The organism is Fodinibius sp. GM108 (assembly GCF_058386985.1).
The window spans coordinates 95,180-117,403 of record NZ_JBYEIR010000007.1; the positions used below are offsets into that span (position 1 = coordinate 95,180).

Consider the following 22,224-nt stretch of genomic DNA (forward strand, 5'->3'; position numbering starts at 1 on the left):
TTTATCTCCTGAAGGGAGCAGTCACATTTAAAAGGCTGTTCCCTTCTTATTAAGGAGTGATCTATATCAAGAGAGCCAGTAATGCATTTCTATAATATCAGTGATTATAACTTTAAAGCGTCTTTAGAAAAAGTATCAGAGCCTCCAAAAGAACCAGTAACACTTGATGAGGCAAAAAGCTTTTTTAGAGAAGATCGGTCTATAGAAGATCAAATGATTAGCTCTTTAGTTTCGGCTTCACGAGCTAATATTGAAGATCAGACTGGATGGCACTTCATTAATACTGATTTCCAATTACACTTAAATCATTTCACAGATGTTAGAATTCCTAAGAAGCCAATCTCAGGATCAATAACAGTCAAGTATGATGATAAAGATGGAAATGAACAGACTTTATCAAGTTCAGAGTACACGACTTACAGTCAAGAAGATCCAGTAAGAGTTGAGTTTCATGGAGATTTACCTGACTTGTATAGTGATGAAAGTGAGGATTATCCAGTTCGCTTAGAGTTTACAATCGGGTTCGGTCCAGAAAATACTGACGTACCTGATAAATGGAAGACAGCTATCAAACTCTTAGCAATGATTTACTGGAAACGAGATATACCAAAGTCTGAAAGGGAGAATATTAATCCATTCAATATTTCAGTTTTTGGTTCGCTGATTGATGGTGATAGGATAGGTCGATTCCATTAAGAGAGAAGTATAGTGTTAGATGAAAGAATCACATTTCAAGAACCATCATCATCTATTGATTCTAGTGGTGGAGAACAGACAAGTTGGACTAATATAGATACTGATCCAATAATGTGGGCTGATATTCAACCTTCAGCTGGTTCAGAAGAATATGTAGGAGGTATAAAATCAGCTGATAAGACATACAGTTTTAAAATCAGACACAGGGACGATATAACCACAAAAAATAGAATCAAATGGAATAGTAAGAACTGGGATATAATATCAGTCGATCCATTCTTCAAAGAGGGAAGAAATAAGTTCGTCTTGATTGAAGCTAGATATCAGGAGAACCAAAATGACTAATGAGATTATGCAAATTGGAGAAACAGCAAAGGTGTACGGTGGAGCTGCAACGAACTATTTAATTTTCTTATATCAAGTACTTGGAAAGGGATTAGAGCAAAATCTTAGCACTATTCTAGTAGCGTGCCAGATTATTTTTACGATTACTTTAATCATCTATACCTACCACAGAATTAAAAATGCTAAGGATAAGAACGATCAAATTAACGAGAGAGTAGAAGATGAGGAATAAGATTTGTGTCAGGTGGAAAGAGGATTTTCCTGAAGAAGAATATGATTGGATTTATGTACCAGGAACTTATACAAAGTTACCTGAAGAGAAAGCATATCAGGTAATGATCAAAGGTCACGCTTTACAGTTTAATCCTGAAACGAGAGAAGAATCAAATCCTATCTTAGATGAAGATTTCCCGGGACGAGATAAATTGTTTGAGTCTGGATTGTACACAAAAAATCATGTCAAAAATAATCTTAATAATCTGTTAGAAGTAGATGGTATTGGACCTAAAACCTATAATGAAATTAAAGACAGGATTGGAGCTGAGAGAGTGATGGATATACATAAAAAAGCAAAACAAGAAGCTGAATAAAGATATTTATAGGGTAGAAAACAGATTAAATCCTTCCAATTGGTTGAGCCACATCAACCTACATCAAATCATTTTTAACCGTGGTAGAAACGAAATTTGAAGGTGATAACCGAGAATTAAAGTGGCTAGAGGCAACGATGTATCATTTGAAGTAAATGAGAAAGAATTTCAAGATGCTTTGAGGTCACTTCGAGAAATGGGTGATGCGGTTGATGAAGATTGGTTGAAGCAGACTATTAGAAGAAAAGCTCGGCCAATGGTTAATGAAATGAAACAACGCTCTTATTCAGCTCGGTTATTGCCAACCATAGGTATGACAACTCGGAAGAAATATACTGGTGGCGGTGGAGCTGTCAGAATTGGAGTTGTTAAGAATGATGCTGATGTATTTGAAAATATATCATCATTCGGCTTAGCTGCTATTCTTGAATACGGTACTCCTGAACGATTTAGGAGTGCTAAAGTTGGTGGAATCGTAACTGGTAAAATATCAACTGGTAAGATTGAAGTTGGTAGGGGTAAAAAGATTAAACCTTTCTTGAGACCAGCTTGGGATAATAACAGAACTAAGCTTATCAAAGAAGTTGAGAAAACAATCAATTGGAAAATAGAACGAGCTGCTAAGAAATAGAGAAGATGAGTGAGCAGAACAGATGCACTTTATTCACTGGTAACATCAAAGAGCGCAATCACTAATGAAATCGGTGATCGCTTTTCTCCTAATGTCAGGAGAGATGATAAGCTTCCAGCAATCACTTATCGCAAAGTTTCTAGTCCTAGAGAGTATGATGATGACGGACAAGATGGCTTTATAGAGCAGCATTTTGATTTGCACTTCTACGCCAGTGATAAGCCAACACTTCAGGATTTAATGGAAACTGTAGAATCAGAGATTGATGAAGAATCTGGTTCATACGGTGGAGAGACTATTGACTATGTGATGATCTCATCTGGTGGTGCGGATGATTTCATAGAGGAATTAGAAATATACACCGACATAATGGAAGTGAAGATCACTTTCAGAAAATAGAGCATTTTTTTGAGTCCACTGTGATAGGTGGCAGCAGAATTTAAAAGTAACTATTCAACAAGAGAGAGAATTAAAATGTCAGACATTTTAAAAGGTAGAGATTATGAATTTCACTACGAATCAAATAAAGTAGGTCACGTACTTTCAGCAGACGTTTCACCTGAACGTAATACTATTGATGTGTCAGATGATGACTCTGGTGAAGATTCGGAATTTATTGCCGGTCGAAGAAGCTGGACGATGTCACTTACATGCAACTTTGATCCTTCAGGATCTTACATCGATACGATAATCGACGATTTCCATAACGGTTCAGGTAAGGGGACAATCAAGTTGCAACCAGCTGATCAAGTTTCTGGAAGTATCACGTTCTCAGGATCAGCTATTACAACTTCTTATACAGTTGATAAGTCTGATTCCGATGATAAAATGGAAGCAAGTTTTGACTTCCAAGGAACAGGACCACTTACCTATTCACAAGTATAATATAATTTCAACTTCAGGAGAGTAATACAATGGTACAGTACCTAGAAATAGACGGTGAAGAATACCCTTTCTTCTTTTCAATGAGAGTTCTTTACGATTTCACAGCTAAGCAGAATCAGGAATTTGACGAAATGTCAATGCCTGAATTTGATGCTTTTTTAGATCTGTTTGAGAAAGCTTCTAAGAAAGGAGCTGAAAAAGATGATTCAGACAAAGCATTATCAGCTGAAGAATTAGAAGAGTTTATGGATGAGGATGCAGCACTCTTCATAAAGCTTCAAAAACTCTATCAAGAGAGCCAAGCTCACAAAGCTATTAATGGTCAAATGGAAGAGTTAGAAAAAAAGGGAAACTAAAAGAAGCTGATGAGGACACTAACCAAAGAGTAACGTGGGATAGAATATTTGGTTGGGCTTTTGGGGTTTTATCTCTGAGCCAAGAAGACTTTTGGGATATGACTCCCAGAGTCTTTTTTGCTGCACTTCGAGGTAAGCGAGAGCATGATGATAAACATCTAGAAGCTCTCAGGAATCTAATATACGGTTCATCAAGATATAACGCCCAATCTATAGTAAATGTCTGGTCAGGTAAGGCAGCTAAGCAAATCGCCAGACAAAGATTCCCATGGGAAAAAGGCTCGTCCTCAAGCAAGCGTGAAAGCTTTGATGTACTCACCGAAAAATTCAAATCAATAGCGGTTCCAGAAGAAAAAGAAGACTAATGCATTAAGAGAGAAATGAGTTGGCTATCCAAAGAGATATTAATTGGATTCTTAGAGCCAATACTAAGCAATTCAATAAAAATCTAAACAAGGCTTCCAGACGATTTCAGAAGTTTGGAAGAAAGTTAAAAAGAACCGGGAGAAGCCTATCTCAAAATGTCACGCTTCCACTTGCCGCAATAGGTGGAGCATCAATTAAAGCAGCTGCTGACTTCGAATCTTCGATGACCAAAATTGAAACCTTGGTCGGTCTGTCAGGAGACAAAGTAGCTGAAATGAAAGATGAGGTTAAGGGTCTTGCAGGAGAGACCGCTAGATCACCTCAAGAATTATCAGAAGCACTTTTCACAGTTACTTCTGCTGGTCTTCGTGGTAGTGCTGCTATGGAAACTCTGGAAAAGGCAGCTAAAGCTTCAGCAATTGGATTAGGTGATACAAAAACAATTGCACGAGCAACAACTGGTATTCTTCAATCTTATGGTGAAGAAAATATATCAGCAGCGGAAGCAACAGATACTTTAGTTGGTATTGTAAGAGAGGGTAATCTTGAGGCTTCTGAACTTGCTCCTGTCCTTGGTCGGGTTACAGGTATTGCTTCTCAGCTTGGAGTATCATTTCAAGAAGTAGGTGCTAACATAGCAACATTTACTCGATTAGGTGTTTCAACTGAAGAAGCAGCTACTGCACTTCGTGGAGTAATGAACTCTGTTATTAAAGGTGGACCTAGAGCTAATAAAGCTTTACAAACTATTGGTTCATCTGTTCAGAATTTAAGATCCCGTATTGAAAAGGATGGTCTAGCAAGTGCACTTCAATTCCTTATAGATAATTTTGACGGGAATATTTCAGCTATAAGAAAGGTAATTCCAAATGTACGTGCTCTTTCAAACGTACTTGGTACTTCAGGAGCTCAGGGAGAAGAATATGCTGAAGTTCTTAATGAAATACAGGATTCAACTGGTAATGTTGATGATGCATTTGAAAGGGTTTCTGAAACTACATCTCATAAATTTAAACAAGCTCTATCTGATTTAAGAACAGCTGGAATACAACTTGGTAGTAAACTCCTTCCAATATTCAACGATTTAGTTGAAAACATATCCGATGCAGTAGATTGGTTTACTAGTCTAAGTGATGAGACGCGAAACATGATAATGGTTGCAAGCGGTCTTGCAGCAGCTTTAGGTCCAGTAATCTATATGCTCGGTACTATTTCAACTGTTATGGGAGCAATCATTTCACCAGCTGGTGCAGTGATCGCAGCTATAGGAGGGTTAATTGTAATTGGTAAAAATCTATATGATAACTGGGAGATAATTGCAGCTGGGCTCAAATCAATTTGGGAAGGATTGAAATTAGCTTCATGGAAAATAGTTGAAGGAATTGTTGATTCCTTTGCTTGGATGTTTAAGAAGATAATTGGTGTGCTTGCAAAAGTAGTAGCTAAGTTTGCTCCATCTATGTTGCCTGGTCTCGCTAAAGTACATGGAATGATCGAAGATGCTACAAGTGGTATAGATACTAAAATCCAGAAGGCTACTAAATCTTTTAACGAGGCCGTACAAAAAGAAAAAGAAATGAGAAAAGAGACTGTTGGACTTGGTGAGAGTTTTAACAGTCTCAAAGAAATATTGAAGGACGGTTTAGGTGACTTAGCAGATTACATTGGACTGACTGAAAAGGCTACGAAAGCAACTAAAGAACTTACTCAAGCTCAACTTGCTCAGAAACGAAATGCTGAATTTGGTAAAGCTGATTTTAAGAGACAAAAAGATGCTGCACCTTTCTTTACTGACATAACAGAAAAGGGTGCTGGATTTGATACTGATTCATTTAAAAAAGTTGAGTCACAATTCGATTCTGTTCAAGAGGCTATGGGTGGTATGACTGAAAAGGCTAAGGTAATGGGACAAGCTCTTCAGTCAACAGTAACTTCAGCTATTACTGACTTTGCTAGTACACTTGGGAATGTATTTACAGGTGATGCTGGAGCAAAAGGATTCTTTAATAATATTCTACTTATTGTAACAGATTTTGCTAATAAGTTCGGAAAGTTATTGATAGGAGCTGGTGTTGCAGCACTCGCATTTGAAAATCTACTAGCAAATCCAGTTGCAGCAATTGCTGCTGGTACAGCTTTAATAGCTGCTACGACTGCTGTTAAAAACTTACTGAAAAAGGGTCCTGACGGCAAAGAATCAAATAGTAGACAAGCAGGAGGGAGTGTACCTAAAATGGCTCAAGGTGGTATTGTTCCTGATGGATTTCCAAATGACACCTATCCAGCTATGCTTTCATCAGGAGAGACAGTTATCCCTTCACCTAAACCACTTCCAAAAGGTGAGACATTAGCCAGTTCACAAAATGTGAATGTTGTTGGTAAGGTTGATATCAAAGGAACCGATTTAAGAATTCTCTTTGAGAAAGCAAATCAAACGTTACGATAAAGGAACTATTCATCATTAATGGAGAAGATATGTGGCATTTGGATTAAAATATCAATGCACACAAAAAACACCTGACGAGATAGGCGGGAATACCTATACCATTGAAATTTTAGAGGATGGATTTTCAGGTAGTGTTACAGAGGTAACAGGGTACGGCGATGAAGGTGTATTTAAACTTCATTATGACAAACTGAATCCACAAGAGCCATTAAAAGAGCCTATCCAAAAAGGGCGACTTGAGTTCTTTCTACAAATTCGGGGTCAAGGTGTAGATTCTGGATTAGGATATGACGGAAAAGCAATATTAGATGAGATATTCGGAGCTGATGAAGATCAGTTTCGTATGCGACTTAAGATTAATGGTTCTGTTTTCTGGACGGGTAAAGTATTAAGTGACTTATTAGAGTATCCAGAAGGTAACTACACTTATTCAGGTAAGATTGTAGCTAAAGATCTTACAACACTTTCAGGTATTGACTTTCCGCTTACTAATGATCGCAAAAAGATTATCGTTACGATTGCTGATCTATTAGATGATCTTGGATTCGGCCTAGACATCTACACTTACACAAGTTGGATTACATCTGATACGACAGACTCTGATGACTTTCTAAATCAGATTTACAATGAACGTAAAGCACTGAGAGAGTTTGCTAGTACAGGTGATGAAACTGACCAATCGATAAATCACATAGAGGCTTTAGAGTACGTATTAACTAATTACGGTCTTATTCTTCGACAAGCAGGTAATGCATGGCGTATATATCAACTTTCTGAATTAGAAGATCCTACGACCGTACACGAATTCCAATATGATTCAACAGGAACGCAACAAGCAGCTAATACAAGTAAGGATATAAGTGTAAATGTCGACCGAGTGTCACGATATATTCTACCTTCAAGTGTTAATCAGATTAATCCAGGTGTTAAGAAGATAGAAGGGAAGTTTAATCACCGCACGAAAGCACAAAATCTTAAGCTTCCTAGTGATATTGTTCTTGAGGGTGGGAACAAATCTTATGAGCAGTTCTTCGTTTCTGATGGCGACCAATTTGTTGTTATTTCAGGAGATGCTGAAGCTTCAATGCCAGATGGTAATCACGGAAGTACTATTGATGCTCCTATACGAATCCGAGCTGGTACATCAGGAGGTACGGAGTATTGGTGGGATGGTAGTGATTGGGTTACAAGTACTAGCAATGTGAATACAAATCTGGACCTCATTACTGATAATGAATACTATGGAAAGATAAATATAGAAACTGATAAAATTCCGTCTGGTGCTGATGGAGTGCTTGAAGTTACATTCTATAGTGCAGGTACAGCTACCACTACTGCAAACAGGACTGAATACAATGTAAATTTCGATGTAAAAAACCCAATAGGTCCTGAAGATACAACGTCAATAGATTACAGACTTACCCAAACTGGAAGTTATTCAGTTGTACGTGAATTACCTGATACAATATTTGGTGACGGTCCAGTAGGATATGCTGTTTCAGCTCTTCGCTATTCAACAAACGATGGTGCTACGACTTCTGACTCGTGGCAACGGCGCGGATCTACGTCCTACAGAAATCTTCATAAAAATCTATTCAAAGAACATCTCGACTTACAACGCAAGGCTACTCGAAATCTTCAAGGTAATCTATTAGGAGATTTTAGTCCTGTAAACATTCCTGTATACAACTCGACAAATTTATTCTTCTTAGGAGGTACTCTAACAGGTGAGTCAAGTACTTGGGATGGATATTTCTTAGAGTTATCTGTTAATGAAGATAGCTCAGATACTTTTAAGGATATTTTAAATTTCTCAGACAGTGATAACCAAGGTACTAGTTCAACAGACGGTACAAGTGACAGCACATCTTGGAGTTCTATTTCAGGTAAGCCAGATACTGAAAGTGAATGGGAATCAGAAACTGGTTTTGATAATCGCTATTTAAAGAAAGTTAACAACCTTTCTGGCCTCAGTAATGTATCAACTGCACAAGCAAATTTGAAGCTGAAAGATAAAACGGCTGATCTTGATTTAAGTAGTATATCGATTAGTGGTACAAACTTATTCCCTGATAACGATCCTCAGACTCTTGGTACAGGAGATACTGTTCAATTTGATTCTGGTTCATTCAGTGGAAATGTAACAATATCTGGTGATCTCACAGTAAACGGCACAGAGTTTATCACTAATACAGAAACAGTAGAAATTGAGGATAACCTAGCCATAATAAACTCTGGTGAAACAGGAGATGGAATCTCTGCTGGATTTGCTGGTTGGGAAGCCGACAGAGGTACTCTTACGAATTATCGTTGGGGATTTGATGAAACTGATGATCTATGGAAGATTGGTAAATCAGGATCTGTTCTACAACCAGTAGCAACTAGAGAGTTATCACCGACAGACAAATATTTAGCACGATGGAGTAATTCTGAAAGCCGATTTAATACAGTAAATCTCGCATCTTTAATTTCAGGAACAACACATCAAGTTAATGTAACTGATGATGGAAATAGTACTCTTACACTTTCATTACCTCAGAACATACATACCAATGCAGATCCGACTTTCAGTGATTTAACAGTTGATAGTATTACATCTTTAGGGAACGCATTGTTAGGTGATGCTGCGGATGGTACCGTTCATACCGTAGAACCAGCCAATTATTCACTGACAACAGACTTCTCTGGAACAGGGTGGCAAGGCACAGACGAAGGGGATTTCAATATTAGAAATCTCGTAGTTCGTGAAACAGCACGGTTTAGAGAATTAATCATTGATCAATTAGGAATTATTGCCGGATCTGATTTAAGGTCAGTTGCTAGAGCAAAAATCAAAGAAGTTGATCCAGATGGTGCAGGAAATAAAGTAGTTATTGAGAATCCAAATGAACGCTCTACAACAAGTTTTATTGATGATAAAGACGATGGTTCAGGCGGTAGAGTATCTGGTTCAGGTGATTTCTTTTGGGTCAAGTCCGTAGATATTGACAGTGGAATTTTCCAAGATCTAAAAGGACAAGTAACAAATGTTGCAGTTGATTCAAACAATAATAATGAGATTACATTAACGCTGGACACAACTGTTACAGGTGGTACTCATGAAGGAGGTACAACTGATGTAACTAGTCTATCTGCTGGTGATGTCATGGTTCAACGTGGACATCCAACAGATTCAGATAGACAGAAACTAATTTATACAACGGTATCTGATAGTGATGCACCAGTACAGAAATACTTTACAGGAATTGATTCTCTTACTGCGTTTGATAGTGTCAGTAATATTACCACTCAAATTGGTATTCTGACATCTCAAAATTCATACAGTACAATCAACAGTGGAGATGAAGGATTCTTCTCTTCTAATGCACATTTAACTGATTCTGTTGTTGTTGGAGATCTTAACAAGACCGGAGATTACTTGGAATACAGCGGAGGTAATTTAAATGGTGTATTCAATAGCATAGATTTTACATCTAATGTTTTCACACTCAATGCAGGTGGAAGTGGATATAACTCTGCTGATATTCACATGAGTTCAGCCAACCAGCAATTTAGCTTAGGAAGCAAGTTCTTATTTGATGGAAGTGCTGGAACAGCACAGCTTGCAGGATGGGATTTCACAACATCTGAATTCAAAAAAATAGTAAATAGCTCAGGTGGTGGGAAGATCGCTCTTGATTCTTCTAACAATAGAATGGAAATGGGTGCATACTTTGAATCTGGAAGTTTATCAGGTAGTGTGCACGATGTATTGCATATTGGTGCTAATACGACAACTCCAAGTGTTAATGAATATCTAAACCAAACTGTTTCAGATGTATCAGTCAATGCTGGAAGTCTTGCTGGAATGTATTCTTCAGACAGTGAGCAGGTAAGTAATGCAAAAGATGATCAGCAATTGACTCTCACGTTTTCTATAACAGATAATCTCAATTGGGGGAATGTTGATTACGTTCAGATTCGGCTTAGAGGACAAGTTGGTACAAATACTCCTATTACCATAGATAGATTGAAGTGGGATACTCAAAATGAAATGGATACTGAAGAAAATGTTCTGGAAGCAAGTTCTGGAACTTATGATAACTTTGAGTTTCGTGTTGAAGTTCATACAAATGGAAGTGGTGACGGTGGATCAGTAACCGCTTCCAATCCTAGATTTGTAATCTCTAATACCACGGTAGCCATTAACAAAGATGGAATGTTCCATAATTTAGGTAATGGGATTACAAGACGTGTTGGAGCAGGTTCAACAAGTAATAGCACTCCACCAGTTTCATCTGTTTTCAGTAGAACGGGAGATGTTACGGCACAGCAATCTGATTATGACAGTTACTTTGTTCCAAAAGGCGGAGGTACGTTTTCAGGTTGGGTGACGTTTGAAGATGGTATGGCAATTAAAAACCCAAATCCAGATGGAGATTATCTTAATATAAAAAGCTCTACTGCTGGAAACACCCATTTAGCTTATCGAAACGATGGTTTTTATATATCATATAACAGTGCTAGCCGTGGTATTATACGTGAGTATGATAATTCTGCTGATTCATATAACGAAATAGTTCGGTTTACTGGTGGTAATGTTGGTATAGGTACATCAAGTCCATCTGAGAAATTAGATGTAGTTGGAAGTGATGCAAGAGTTAGAGTAGAGGATACGGATCAAGGAAGAAATATTAATATTGATCCTAATGCTGATGCAATAAGAGGTTGGGATGGAAGTGGAAATAATACATTTAGAATTTCAGGTGACACTGATTCGTATTTAGCCACAGGAGGTGCAAACGTTGGTATAGGAACAACGAGTCCATCTGAAAAGCTTGAAGTTACAGGAACTACAATTATCAGTGACTTGCGTTTTACTGCTGCAAGCGGTGTTAATTATATCCAGAGCGGTGATGGCAGTGCTGGTAGCTGGAGTGAGTTACGATTTTCAGAATTTTCCAGTAGCACGTGGATAGCTCGCCTGACTTCTGGCAGAGATTTTTATCTCAACGATGGCTTCTTTCACGGGAATGCCGTTAAGCTGGGAAGCAGTATCAGAATTAGTGATAATGATTCTGGTGCACCACTGATCGAGTTCAGCGACAGTACCAGTTCCCTGCTTATGTCAACGCAGGATGGCAACGGCCGATTCCAGCTTAAATGGAATGCAACACGTGGAACTGGTGAAACATATCTCGAAAGTAGTGAACCAGCATTCTTTATAGATATGCATACATCTGATCCATTTTTTGCCTTAAAGTGGGGAGATGGTGGAAGTGCAGGTGGATCTATTACTTGGGAAACAAAGATGGAAGTTAATTCCAGTGGAAATGTAACTGCTAATAACTTTATTCTTGATTCCGATAAAAGGTTAAAAAGTAACGATGAATTGCTTGAGGGCTCCCTTTCTACATTACTAGATATACCAGTTAGGAGATATTACAAGAAAGGTGAATTTGAGACAGGATATTTTGCTCAAGATGTACAGGAGTTTTATCCAGAATTAATTAAGGTAAACAATGATGGATATTTGACTCTGAAACAACACTCCATGACTGCTCTGAATACACGAGCTATTCAGGAGTTGGAAGAGAAGAAAGCAGAGAAATCACGAGTAGAAGAACTCGAAGAAAGAGTTCAGAAGTTAGAACAACAAGTAAAAGGTTTGGGAGGTACACTGTAAATGGCAGTATCAAGTCCAGCAACATTAAAAAAGGTAAAAAATGAATTTGGGAACGATACATTCAATGCGTTACCTAGTCCACAAGGTATGAAAGAGATGTATGATAAAATCTTTGGGTATGATGGCTCCAGTGATGATCTAAGAGATTTTGAAGGTACGGGAAGACCTGCTGGTATGAATGAACATGGAGCAAGTAATGTCGATTATGAAAGTGCTGATTTGGACGTTAGCGTAGATGATGCAGGAGGTGTTTCTGGTGGTGCTACAATAAAAGCTGAACTTGATACAGCATCGGATTTCAGCAACAGTCCTTTTATTTCAAACGATGCAGAATCTGGAGGGGATGGGGATGTTGTAACCATAGATGTGAGTGGACTTAACGATGGTACTACGTATTATTACCGATGTGTTGCATATAATGATTACAACGATGCATCAAGTTCAGACTATAGCAGAGATTTAGGTTCTGATTCTTTTACGACAACACAATATTCCAGTGCTCCTTCAGATTGTGCACTCTTCATAGACACCACAGACGGTACAATGACAGCAAGTTGGAATGCACCTTCTGATGGGTCTGCAGCCAGTTATAATGTTTATCGCAGTGTTAATGGAGGAAGCTGGACATATGTTACCCAAACAACTGACACGTCATATTCAGAGAGTTTTTGTTCCGTAGCTCAGGATGGGGATGATGTTAAATACAGAATATACTCAGTAAACTCTTCCGGTCAGGAAGGTGGATACTGTACGACAGGTACGGTTACATATAGCGATTGTTCGATGTAAATAAAAAAAGCAAAACAGGTATGTTTAAAAATCACAAGGGATTAGGCGACACGATAGAAGCGACATTAAAATTTTTCAAAGCAGATAAGTTGGTAGCTAAGTTTACCAATGCTGACGGTTGTGGCTGTAAGAGTAGAAAACGAAAGTTAAACAAGAAGTTTCCTTATAACTTTAATTAAATCATGAATCATTATGACTATAGCAATAGTAGCATTTATAGCAGGTATAGGTGTTGGTGTAGCATTTTCCAAATGGTATAGGAAAGATAATTCTTCTGATGTATCAGTTGGAGGATCTACAAAATCACCTAAGAAAGATGTAGACAAGAAATAAACTCAAATCTAAAAAGAGAGGGCCTGCCAGAATTAACTGACAGACCCAATTGGAACTGATTGTGGAAGGCAGGACTCAGTTCCTTTGATATGAAATGTCTATAATATGTGGGTAAGCAATTGCAATTTCTTCCATCTTATTCCATGCCTTTTTAATAGTGTTAGAATTCGCACCTCTATTTTCTACTTCGAGTTCATTATTTCCAAATCCAGCTTTTGTATTCCCGGTAATTTGAATAGTCGTTTGTTCTCTATTTAAAACTGACACATTCATTGATAAGGAAGTTCTGAATACTTTGCTGAAATCTTGTATATCAGTTTTAAGCATTAGCAGGCTCTCATCTGTATTCTCAAAACCGAATCCTTCCGAACTCAAATGTTGAGCAAAATTTTGATACGCCTCTTGTGGCGATTCATTTACTGTAAGTAGAATCGTATCAGCTTTTTTCATCGGCGTATCTGATGGTCCAGCTGGTGGTAAAGTTGATGTGGCTGCACATCCTGTGAATATAAATACTAAAGCTACTGCGATTGATTTCTTCATAATTTTATCTCCTTAAATTGACATTCAACAGAACCATCCACCTATACTTTTGAAAGGTCAACGGCTGATTATAAATAGAAGTGCAATTCAGGAAACAGGTAGGATTTCTAAAAAGAAAAGCCTGAGCTCGATCAAAAGCTCAGGCTCATATATATGAGGTATATAAAACTACTTTGCTTCGTCAGAATCGATTGCGTAAATATATATCTTCGATTCATCAGCAGTCTTCATAGTCCTAAGTTTAATCTCAGAACGTTGCTCTTCTCGATTATATTGAGAAGCAAGAGACTGGATATAATCAATTCGCTCATCTTCACCAGGCTCTACTTCTAAAGCACCATCACCAGGCTCAATCTCATCAAACTTAGCATACATTCGAGATTTAAGACTATTGGGGTCTTTGCGTGATTGTTGATTCTTAACTTTTTCGAACTTTTCCTGATCTACCTTTTTAACGTTACTCATAACTTTAACCTTTAGTTGTGATTGATTAGTTGATTAAGTCTCGCTTTCGCATCGACGTATGGCCACCTTCCGAAATGATTATGTGGTCGACAACCTGAATCCCTAATAATTTTCCTGACTCAACTATTCTGTTTGTTAGATTGATATCAGCTTTGGAAGGATCTAAATTTCCTGATGGATGATTGTGAGCTAGAATTACTGAGTTAGCATCGGAGAGTAATGCAATTCTCATTATCTCAGCAGGATCAACTATAGTAGCAGTCTGCCCGCCTTGAGATATCAGAGCGTATCCTATCACCACTTTTTGTGAATTCATAAGCCCTATATAAAAGGACTCCTTTCTAGCCATTTGATCATTCCAGATTTCTCGGAAGAAGGGAATTGCATGATCTGGACCTGTAATGACTCTTGGTTCTAAGTCCGTACGAGCTTTGTATTTCAATGAGAGCTCATTTACTACAGCGTACTCAAACTCAAGTTGCTTACATCGATTGCTTGGCAATCTCTGATTGTCGTTATTTGAATCACTCATCGAGATATGCAATTTCGTTATGAATGACTTCGATAGCTTCGATCTCTCCTAACCATTCTTTCGTACCGTCAGGATAAGCTATCTCATAATTTCCATTATCGTCCCAGTCAGTAATCTCGATATCGGACTTATGAATGAGCTTGAAAATTTCGAGTCCTGATTTAACCTCTTCGTGTGTCATCTTTCTAACCTTTTATTAACCTTTAATCTCTACGGGGACGGTCGTAAAAATTTTGAAGGGAGAGCAACTAAATTTGCGAGATTATTTCCGACTTGGGACTATGGGGAAAAGCATAAAAATCGTTACAGAAATCGCTGTATATAGCGTATATAACGCGCCGTATTGTAGATATGTTGAGGGTTAGAGAGGTTGGCCGTAGGAGAGCATTGCTATGTAGCCTAACCCAAAAAGGATTCTAACAAAAATAATTTGTAAGGATTACTTCTCTGAGAGGTCTTACTAATAGTGAACTCATAATGTGGGCCAGTTTCTCTAAGCAGGGCTGGTCCTATTTATTTCAATCCTTATGGCAGATCCAGATAATTTTAAAGATTGGTGGAAAACAAGTCTTGCCTATTGGCTTATCTTTGGTCTTGTATGTTTCGTTTTGTGGTTATTGAGATAGTTATACTACTCACTTTTATAGACGTTAGTCGTGGGCAAAGTATGACTAAGGTGACCTATCCCTTGCTAATGGTTAATAACATTTAAATAATGAGCTATATTAAAAAATAAGTGCGAAGAAGAATTTAAAGGTTTAACTCATTCAAATACATGCAAGAAACAGACTTGAAGGAACATATACTGAGAACTACATTAGATGATGATTGGACTCTAGAAGAGCTTTCCAATTTTTTAGAAGGATTACTTTTTATATATGATTTCAATTTGGCAGTTGAAGTTTGTTATAAGTTTAAAAATAAGTACGGGGAGTCAAGTCCTTTTGACATCACTCGTATTCCTTCGGCAAAAGATATTTTTAGGTATCTCTATGAAAAAAATTTAGAGGTGCATTCTCAGTTTGATACTAGCCGAAATTACCCAAGTCAATTCTATAGAGCAACTGCAAGTTTAGAGTACGAAATTCTAAGAGATGATATAGTTGAGGATTCAGAAATCAAATTAATACCTAGAATTAATAGGATTGAGATAAATTCTCCAGGCTCACTGGATTTAATGGGGTTTGGTAAAGTTTTGGAAGCTATCAAAGATTGGCATTTAGGTTACAGAGAACAAAGAAGAAAAGACAGAAATCAGAAAATGGATGAAACAATTAAGACAAATAATTTACTGAAGGATTTAGGGGTTGATTTTGAAAAGAGACAAAAAATTATACTCCAAAAAATGAATAAAGAGAAATTAATAACTGCGCCAATAGATGCAGGAAAAATAAAGAGAATGGAAATTATCGATTCAGATGGAAACGGGGGAAAAGTTGTTAATCCAGAAGAGGTTCCTACATAATAGTAGACTTTAACCAGCTTCTTATTTTATGGCTTTTCTTAGGTGCGTATGTTTAGTTAAAAAAATCCGATTCTTCAAAACCCATTTTATCAAGGTTGAACATTTTGGTATGAGCACAGTTTGAGCAAAAAACTGTTACTATTGGATCGTACCGACCAGTATCATCCATCGCGAAAATCTTTGATAGTCTTTCGTTAATAGAAAGAGATTTGATACCACCACATTCGTTACAATTAAAATTTATATCGTGAGAAAGGAACCAGTTCAGCACTTTTTCTTTTTGCTTATCTGAAAGTTTCATATAACTACTTTGTGAATTTTATTAAATGTGGTATGAATTAATAATCTTTTTATTGCTACTACTATTCTCTTAAAAAATGTACTCAACTCCAAAAATGCCCACGAACATCATCTACGGATCTGTTTTTTATCAGGTTGAAAGGTCTCAGTAAACTGAAATGAATCTTTACCACCTATCAATCCAAACGTAACAGATGTAGCCCTTGTGGGAGGAGGAAGTATCCCTATGCCCGGTGAAATATCGATGGCGCATAACGGCGTATTGTTTTTGGATGAGCTACCAGAGTTTAAGCGAAGTGCCCTGGAAGTTATGCGTCAACCGCTGGAGGATGGCTCAGTTAGCATATCACGTGCGCGAATGAGTGTGAGCTATCCGAGCCGCATTATGCTGGTGGCTTCGATGAATCCGTCGCCAACGGGAGACTGGTATGATCCTGCGGATCCCGGCGGAGCCTCACCATCGCAAATGCAGCGTTATTTAAGCAAAATAAGCGGACCCATGCTCGATCGCATTGATCTGCATATCGAGGTGCAAAAGGTGAGTTATGATGAGCTTTCGAGTAAATCAAAAGGAGAGTCTTCTCAAAGTATACGGGAACGGGTGATGCAGGCGCGGGAAGTACAAACGCAGCGTTTTATGGGTTTCGAAAATGTTTATTGTAATGCGCAGATGAACACAAAAATGTCGCGCAAAATTTGCAAGATCAATGATGCCGGAAAACAGATGCTCAAAAAAGCGATTACCTCTCTTGGATTGTCGGCGCGAGCGTATGATCGTATCCTCAAGGTTTCGCGTACTATAGCTGATTTGGAGCGGTCAGAGTCTATAGAAGCCAATCACATAGCAGAAGCTATACAGTACCGAAGTCTGGACAGGGAAGGCTGGCTGGGTTGAATGCTATTTAGAGATTAAATAATTGAATAACCATAAAGGCAAATAAATAAAAAAGGAGCTCCGATTGTTCGAAGCTCCTTCTTTTAAAGATTAGTAATAAGCTTATTTAATTAGAACTGGCATATCCTGTATCCCAGAATAACAGTGTTGATTTTTCATCGCCACCAATATTATTTGCAGCAGCCTCCCAGTTTGACTGGTTTAGGTTCTGTTCATCTACAGGATAGATCCAGCGAACAGGAATATCATCCTCGCTAATACCTACACTGGCTATACCATTGAGAGTAGGATGATCAAGTCTTCTCCACTCGGTATAACCTTGATAACCCTGCATATAGAGCGCGAGCCATTTCTGTTCAGCTATCGCATTAATCTGCTCATCTGATGACCCACCAGAAGGAAATGCTACCTCTGGCTGTGTTTGGTATGTGGTAATCTCACTCTCGGTGATTGCCTCACCACCAGCGGCGTTGCTCCAATAGTTCATGTCAGCTGCAATAGCATTATTATAATGCTCTTCAGCTGTAGTGGCCGTGCCTTGTAGCCATCCTCTTGCTTTTGCTTCAGCACGGATAAATTCTACTTCAGCATACTCTAACAGCGTGCCTTCGAAACTCTGGTCAATGACCGGGCCTACGATATGAGAGAAATTAGAGTAGTCATTGCTTTCGCCATAGATGCCACCTTCATATTCTCCCCCAATTTGGGTAAAGTGAATATCACGACGCGGGTCGTCGAGATTATTCATCATATTGATAAGCGTATTGGCCGGTACATAGTCGTTACGGCCACTTTGTACCAAACGTTCCCACACAGGATTTGTGTGAGGGGGGGCATTGGTAAAATCAATAGTAGCATTATCCGCGTTAGAGGTAAATGCATTTGGCGATGCTTCTTCAATGGCCGTTTGTGCGTCACCTGGATTTACATCGGCGATAGTAATCGCCATACGCATCTTTAATGAATTAGCAAATTTAATCCAGGCATCCACATCGCCACCATAATAGATATCGGCTTCACCGAAAGACGAAGCACTTGGATCCAGATTGTTTATAGCGGTATTAAGCCGACTCATTAAATCCGCATATATAGTCTCCTGATCATCATATGCGGGTTGTGTAATCTCTGGATCTAATGCTTCTGAATAAGGAATATCCCCAAATAATGTAACCAAATGATAGTAAGTCAATACATTGATGACTTCTATCATGGCCAGCTGATTTTGTTTTTGGGCTTCATTAATCAGATCATTTTCTTCGATTAGCACAGCAGCTCTATCCAGATCTTTTAGAACGTCCCGATAAAGTTCGCTCCAAAAAGTTGACGGTATTGCACGTCCGGTAAGATTATACTGGGATTCATCCGCATAAGTGGTTGCTGCCCAGTATTGTGCCATGTACATGAAGATATTGCTGTTTACATTGGGATCGGTTAGTTCCGTCCCAAAGCTCATTTGTGCATTCGAAAATAGTGGGTCTCCTGGTACTTCAGATGCGCCTTTTGGATCCTCATTCAAACTCGTGAGATCGTCTTCACACGCACCAACTACCAGTGCTAGTACTAGTATAGGTAATAGTAATTTTCTCATGGTATTCAATCCTAAAACTCAAGTTTCAAATTCAAAGTGATGTCACGCGTGCTCGGATGAACGGCGCCTTGGTATCCCTGAACGTTACCTGCTGCGATTCCTTGATCAGGATCAGCATGAGGAAGATTTTTGTGGATGATCCACAAGTTTCTACCAATGGCAGATAACGAGGCACCCTGAATAGGACCAATTCTATTGATGAGATCTTGCGGGAGGTTATATGTCAGGCCTACTTCACGAAGCTTCACATATGAGCCGTCATAAACAAAGTGTGCAGCGGGGTTGTTTACCCATCCATAAGCACCAAGCACGCTTCCGGCTTCTGCTCTGATTTCATTTCGAGAACCATCTTCGTTATAACCGTCCAGAATAACACCACCGCCATCGGCTACTGGGTCACGCTTGGGATTACCCAAATCATTGAGTCCAGCCGTAATAGGATACATTCCTGTACCCTGGCCGTAGTATTGGTCAAGAGAGAAAATATCTCCGCCCCAACGGACATCAACAAGGAAATTCAGCGACCAATTTTGGTAATTCAGCCGGTTGGAAATACCACCTGTCCAATCGGGATTCATATTCCCGATGATGTTGTTTGAGGACGAAGTAACTTCATAAAAGCCGCTGCTGTTTATGAGACGTCGACCTCCATTTTCGCTCCACGGTTCTCCGTCGAGATTTACATAATCTGTTCCGCGGATTGCACCATACGGTTCTCCGAGAGCAGCACTTATTGTAACATCGCCTTGCGGACTTGCGAGCTGATAGTTGTCTATTCCGGGTGCGAGCTCTTTAACTGTGTTAATATTTTTACTCCAGTTAACATCAACCGTCCAGGCAAAGTCACTGCTTACTACCGGTCGGCCAGTCAAAGTTACTTCAATACCGCGATTTTCTACGTTACCGGCATTTACAAATTTGGATGCAAAACCGGTAGCCCGAGAAACTTCCGTGGCCAATATTTGATTAACGGTATTTTGATCGTAGTAATTTACATCAAAATTAAGCCGGTCCTGCATAAGACCCATTTGAATTCCGACCTCCCAACTCTTGGTGCGTTCTGGTTTAAGGTTGGGATTGTTTTTGGTGCTCGGGAGTGTATAAAGGCCCGCGGGTCCAAAGTTTGCCGGACGATCAAAAGTATCATCTATACTGTGGGGTGGTGCGGTGTTACCGACTTCAGCCCAACTTCCGCGGATCTTACCGAACGACAACCAATCAGCGTCAACAAATTCGCTGAAGATAAACCCAGCTGAAACAGAAGGATAATAATAAACATTTTCGTCTTGCGGCAGACTGGAAGATTTATCCCTCCGGCCGGTAGCTTCAATATTAATGAAGTCATTATAATTAATCGTCAGACTGGCGAAATATCCATTAACGCCTAGCTGTTGGTCTGTTTCCTCAGGATACTCAATAGAGTTGATTGAATTACTTAATGAGTATAATCCTGGAACAACCAATCCTCCATTGGTGCTGGCCGTAAAACCCTGGGTATGATTACGACGGATGTTCATACCAACTACACCACTTAAACGGATACTTTCAGTCAGTTGCTGATTATAGTTCGCGAGTACATCATAGTTAAATTCTGTAAAGTTTTGTTGTTGCTTCTCGTACTGCGAAATCTCAATGCTGGTTTTGTTTATACGCTCCTCGATGAGCTGATTATAACTATCAATACTGATGCGTCCCGTCAAATTCAACCAGTCAAATACCTCGAACTCTGCTTCTACATTACCGAAATAACGATCACGCTCATCAGTAGAGAAGTTTTCATATCGAGTCCAGTAAATATTATCCCAGTAGATAGGACTTTCACCGAGACCACCTTGTGTCCAGTTCCAGGTTTCATTGGTGCGATTGCGGAAGTAAGCTTCTCGCTGTTTCTCAATATCAACATTGGTAGCCCACCATTGTCGAAACTGGCTGAACATTGTTCCGTAACCGGTAGCCGGACGTGCACGGCCCTCAGTTTTAGTGTACTGTATTTTACCGGAAACCGTAAATCGGTCGCTTACATCATAGGCAGCTGAGAAATCCAACCTATTTTTATCAAGTTGACTATTGGGCAGAATACCCGTGGTGTTATTATTATTATAACTCATCGAGTAAGTACCTCTGTCGAAGCCACCGTTAATTTGGATACTGTTGCTAAATTCAGTACCGGTTTCCAGAAAATCTATCGGCGTGTTTTCAGGAGCAACGTATGGGGTTTTTTGCATGAAGTTGGGTCCTCCATCAACAAAAGCATCCCATTGATAAACTTCTTGGCCCTCAAAACGGGGACCATAAGAGGCGTCATCCCATGGATTAGCGATCAGATCTTCGGTACCGTCACCGTCAATATCTTGTCGGGTAAATCCACTGATGCTGTAAATATAGTTCTCTGCTCCGTAATAACCGCTTCCGTATTCCATCTGATGGTCAACGAAGGTGCTTTCATCGACTAGGCTGGCGGTAGCGCTGGAATTAAAAGTGACTTGTACAGGACCTCCTCTTTGTCCGCTTTTGGTTTCAATCACAACAGCACCGTTTGAAGCCCGCGATCCATACAAAGCAGCGGCGGCCGGTCCTTTCAGGACGTTAACGGATGCAATATTATCGGGATTGATATCGACGCCCGTATTACCATAGTCATAGCCGGCAAATCCTGCTTCCACACTGGCGTCATTGAACTCTTGGTTGGCGTAAGGTACTCCATCGACAACGAAAAGCACCTGGTTATCACCGGAAATAGATTTATATCCACGCATTACAATATTGGTGGATCCGCCCATTCCGTTGGTCTGGCTGACTTTCAGTCCGGCTACCCGTCCACTCAAGGAAGTCATAAAGTTATCATTTCGACTATCCGCGATAATATCACCATCTACCTGCTGAGCAGAATACGGCAGCTGATTTAGTTGTTGCTCAACACCGTATGCGGTTACAACAACATCATCAAGTTGTTGCATGGTGGTAGACAGCGAGATGTCAAGCGTTGTTGTAGGTTCATTTATAGTAACTTCTTGTTCAAATGTGTCATACCCAACAAAGCTGGCACGTATGGTATAGGTCCCATACTCAACATCTTCAATTGTAAACTCTCCACTGGCATCTGTAGCGGTTCCCCGATCCAGATCAACAATGAATACATTTACACTGGGCAATGTTTCACCCGTACTTTCATCGGTTACTGTACCTGTTATTGTACCCGTCTGTGCTAATGCGACAGAGGTAAAAAACAGGCATACTGTACATAAAGATAGTAGCTTTTTCACCATAGCCCTGGAGTTTTGATTATGATTGGTCTTAATGAGTATCAAGTGCTGAACCTTGATGTATTTATTTT

21 protein-coding genes and 1 pseudogene are annotated in these 22,224 nt (G+C 39.2%); 15 read left to right on the top strand and 7 right to left on the bottom strand.

Annotated features, from left to right (window positions below):
- The first annotated feature begins 81 nt into the window (after positions 1 to 81).
- The 13 genes from ACT3ID_RS13830 (at position 82) to ACT3ID_RS13890 (ending at position 13,102) form a co-directional block, all read left to right on the top strand.
- Positions 82 to 696: a head-tail connector protein gene (locus ACT3ID_RS13830; RefSeq protein ID WP_491542640.1), complete on the top strand. Its 615-nt coding sequence runs from the start codon at positions 82 to 84 to the stop codon at positions 694 to 696.
- 12 nt (positions 697 to 708) lie between these two features.
- Entirely contained in the window at positions 709 to 1,041 is a 333-nt protein-coding gene (locus ACT3ID_RS13835) for a phage head closure protein (RefSeq protein ID WP_491542641.1), read from the top strand.
- Between the two features lie 7 nt (positions 1,042 to 1,048).
- Positions 1,049 to 1,273, top strand: coding sequence for a hypothetical protein (locus ACT3ID_RS13840; RefSeq protein WP_491542642.1), 225 nt, complete (start codon positions 1,049 to 1,051; stop codon positions 1,271 to 1,273).
- Positions 1,263 to 1,631 (top strand): hypothetical protein, encoded by a 369-nt coding sequence (locus ACT3ID_RS13845; RefSeq protein WP_491542643.1) that lies wholly within the window; start codon positions 1,263 to 1,265, stop codon positions 1,629 to 1,631. The genes ACT3ID_RS13840 and ACT3ID_RS13845 overlap by 11 nt, the downstream gene beginning before the upstream one ends.
- 121 nt (positions 1,632 to 1,752) lie before the next feature.
- Entirely contained in the window at positions 1,753 to 2,262 is a 510-nt protein-coding gene (locus ACT3ID_RS13850; protein ID WP_491542644.1) for a hypothetical protein, read from the top strand.
- 9 nt (positions 2,263 to 2,271) lie between these two features.
- Positions 2,272 to 2,661: a tail completion protein gp17 gene (gene gp17 / locus ACT3ID_RS13855; RefSeq protein ID WP_491542645.1), complete on the top strand. Its 390-nt coding sequence runs from the start codon at positions 2,272 to 2,274 to the stop codon at positions 2,659 to 2,661.
- 75 nt (positions 2,662 to 2,736) lie between these two features.
- Positions 2,737 to 3,147, top strand: coding sequence for a phage tail tube protein (locus tag ACT3ID_RS13860; RefSeq protein WP_491542646.1), 411 nt, complete (start codon positions 2,737 to 2,739; stop codon positions 3,145 to 3,147).
- Between the two features lie 29 nt (positions 3,148 to 3,176).
- On the top strand, positions 3,177 to 3,503 hold the full coding sequence (locus ACT3ID_RS13865) for a hypothetical protein (protein ID WP_491542647.1): 327 nt from the start codon (positions 3,177 to 3,179) through the stop codon (positions 3,501 to 3,503).
- Between the two features lie 44 nt (positions 3,504 to 3,547).
- Entirely contained in the window at positions 3,548 to 3,868 is a 321-nt protein-coding gene (locus tag ACT3ID_RS13870; protein ID WP_491542836.1) for a hypothetical protein, read from the top strand.
- Positions 3,869 to 3,888: 20 nt separating this feature from the next.
- On the top strand, positions 3,889 to 6,315 hold the full coding sequence (locus ACT3ID_RS13875; RefSeq protein ID WP_491542648.1) for a phage tail tape measure protein: 2,427 nt from the start codon (positions 3,889 to 3,891) through the stop codon (positions 6,313 to 6,315).
- A gap of 31 nt (positions 6,316 to 6,346) precedes the next feature.
- The gene (locus ACT3ID_RS13880) at positions 6,347 to 11,980 is read left to right on the top strand and encodes a tail fiber domain-containing protein (RefSeq protein WP_491542649.1); all 5,634 of its coding nucleotides are present in this window, start codon (positions 6,347 to 6,349) and stop codon (positions 11,978 to 11,980) included.
- Positions 11,981 to 12,076: 96 nt separating this feature from the next.
- Positions 12,077 to 12,769 (top strand): hypothetical protein, encoded by a 693-nt coding sequence (locus ACT3ID_RS13885; protein ID WP_491542650.1) that lies wholly within the window; start codon positions 12,077 to 12,079, stop codon positions 12,767 to 12,769.
- Positions 12,770 to 12,961: 192 nt separating this feature from the next.
- A complete protein-coding gene (locus ACT3ID_RS13890) occupies positions 12,962 to 13,102 on the top strand; it encodes a hypothetical protein (RefSeq protein WP_491542651.1) in 141 nt (46 codons plus the stop codon).
- A 75-nt stretch (positions 13,103 to 13,177) separates the two neighbouring features.
- Here ACT3ID_RS13890 and ACT3ID_RS13895 read toward each other — a convergent pair whose 3' ends face one another.
- From ACT3ID_RS13895 to ACT3ID_RS13910, 4 genes are all read right to left on the bottom strand, one after another.
- The gene (locus tag ACT3ID_RS13895; RefSeq protein WP_491542652.1) at positions 13,178 to 13,645 is read right to left on the bottom strand and encodes a hypothetical protein; all 468 of its coding nucleotides are present in this window, start codon (positions 13,643 to 13,645) and stop codon (positions 13,178 to 13,180) included.
- A 168-nt stretch (positions 13,646 to 13,813) separates the two neighbouring features.
- Positions 13,814 to 14,110, bottom strand: a complete 297-nt coding sequence (locus ACT3ID_RS13900) for a hypothetical protein (RefSeq protein WP_491542653.1) — start codon at positions 14,108 to 14,110, stop codon at positions 13,814 to 13,816.
- Between the two features lie 25 nt (positions 14,111 to 14,135).
- On the bottom strand, positions 14,136 to 14,642 hold the full coding sequence (locus ACT3ID_RS13905) for a JAB domain-containing protein (RefSeq protein ID WP_491542654.1): 507 nt from the start codon (positions 14,640 to 14,642) through the stop codon (positions 14,136 to 14,138).
- Positions 14,635 to 14,823 carry a hypothetical protein gene (locus ACT3ID_RS13910; RefSeq protein WP_491542655.1) on the bottom strand — a complete coding sequence of 63 codons (189 nt, stop codon included), beginning with the start codon at positions 14,821 to 14,823 and terminating at the stop codon, positions 14,635 to 14,637. Before ACT3ID_RS13910 ends, ACT3ID_RS13905 begins: the two co-directional genes overlap by 8 nt.
- A gap of 594 nt (positions 14,824 to 15,417) precedes the next feature.
- Between ACT3ID_RS13910 and ACT3ID_RS13915 the strand changes: the two genes are divergently transcribed.
- Positions 15,418 to 16,107, top strand: coding sequence for a hypothetical protein (locus tag ACT3ID_RS13915; protein ID WP_491542656.1), 690 nt, complete (start codon positions 15,418 to 15,420; stop codon positions 16,105 to 16,107).
- A 52-nt stretch (positions 16,108 to 16,159) separates the two neighbouring features.
- On the opposite strand, the gene ACT3ID_RS13920 is transcribed toward ACT3ID_RS13915, so the two are convergent.
- On the bottom strand, positions 16,160 to 16,408 hold the full coding sequence (locus ACT3ID_RS13920) for a hypothetical protein (protein ID WP_491542657.1): 249 nt from the start codon (positions 16,406 to 16,408) through the stop codon (positions 16,160 to 16,162).
- A 186-nt stretch (positions 16,409 to 16,594) separates the two neighbouring features.
- Here ACT3ID_RS13920 and ACT3ID_RS13925 point away from each other — a divergent pair.
- Positions 16,595 to 17,302, top strand: a pseudogene (locus ACT3ID_RS13925) (YifB family Mg chelatase-like AAA ATPase); the annotation flags it as partial.
- A gap of 106 nt (positions 17,303 to 17,408) precedes the next feature.
- Here the strand turns inward: ACT3ID_RS13925 and ACT3ID_RS13930 are convergent.
- Positions 17,409 to 18,890: a SusD/RagB family nutrient-binding outer membrane lipoprotein gene (locus ACT3ID_RS13930; RefSeq protein ID WP_491542658.1), complete on the bottom strand. Its 1,482-nt coding sequence runs from the start codon at positions 18,888 to 18,890 to the stop codon at positions 17,409 to 17,411.
- 11 nt (positions 18,891 to 18,901) lie between these two features.
- On the bottom strand, positions 18,902 to 22,156 hold the full coding sequence (locus ACT3ID_RS13935; protein WP_491542659.1) for a SusC/RagA family TonB-linked outer membrane protein: 3,255 nt from the start codon (positions 22,154 to 22,156) through the stop codon (positions 18,902 to 18,904).
- Between the last annotated feature and the right edge of the window lie 68 nt (positions 22,157 to 22,224).

Bases quoted from the DNA above. Each gene is read 5' to 3' on its own strand.
- ACT3ID_RS13830 (WP_491542640.1), top strand. From the start codon at position 82: ATGCATTTCTATAATATCAGTGATTATAACTTTAAAGCGTCTTTAGAA.
- ACT3ID_RS13840 (WP_491542642.1), top strand. From the start codon at position 1,049: ATGCAAATTGGAGAAACAGCAAAGGTGTACGGTGGAGCTGCAACGAAC.
- ACT3ID_RS13845 (WP_491542643.1), top strand. From the start codon at position 1,263: ATGAGGAATAAGATTTGTGTCAGGTGGAAAGAGGATTTTCCTGAAGAA.
- ACT3ID_RS13860 (WP_491542646.1), top strand. From the start codon at position 2,737: ATGTCAGACATTTTAAAAGGTAGAGATTATGAATTTCACTACGAATCA.
- ACT3ID_RS13865 (WP_491542647.1), top strand. From the start codon at position 3,177: ATGGTACAGTACCTAGAAATAGACGGTGAAGAATACCCTTTCTTCTTT.
- ACT3ID_RS13885 (WP_491542650.1), top strand. From the start codon at position 12,077: ATGTATGATAAAATCTTTGGGTATGATGGCTCCAGTGATGATCTAAGA.
- ACT3ID_RS13890 (WP_491542651.1), top strand. From the start codon at position 12,962: ATGACTATAGCAATAGTAGCATTTATAGCAGGTATAGGTGTTGGTGTA.
- ACT3ID_RS13895 (WP_491542652.1), bottom strand. From the start codon at position 13,645: ATGAAGAAATCAATCGCAGTAGCTTTAGTATTTATATTCACAGGATGT.
- ACT3ID_RS13900 (WP_491542653.1), bottom strand. From the start codon at position 14,110: ATGAGTAACGTTAAAAAGGTAGATCAGGAAAAGTTCGAAAAAGTTAAG.
- ACT3ID_RS13905 (WP_491542654.1), bottom strand. From the start codon at position 14,642: ATGAGTGATTCAAATAACGACAATCAGAGATTGCCAAGCAATCGATGT.
- ACT3ID_RS13910 (WP_491542655.1), bottom strand. From the start codon at position 14,823: ATGACACACGAAGAGGTTAAATCAGGACTCGAAATTTTCAAGCTCATT.
- ACT3ID_RS13915 (WP_491542656.1), top strand. From the start codon at position 15,418: ATGCAAGAAACAGACTTGAAGGAACATATACTGAGAACTACATTAGAT.
- ACT3ID_RS13920 (WP_491542657.1), bottom strand. From the start codon at position 16,408: ATGAAACTTTCAGATAAGCAAAAAGAAAAAGTGCTGAACTGGTTCCTT.
- ACT3ID_RS13930 (WP_491542658.1), bottom strand. From the start codon at position 18,890: ATGAGAAAATTACTATTACCTATACTAGTACTAGCACTGGTAGTTGGT.
- ACT3ID_RS13935 (WP_491542659.1), bottom strand. From the start codon at position 22,156: ATGGTGAAAAAGCTACTATCTTTATGTACAGTATGCCTGTTTTTTACC.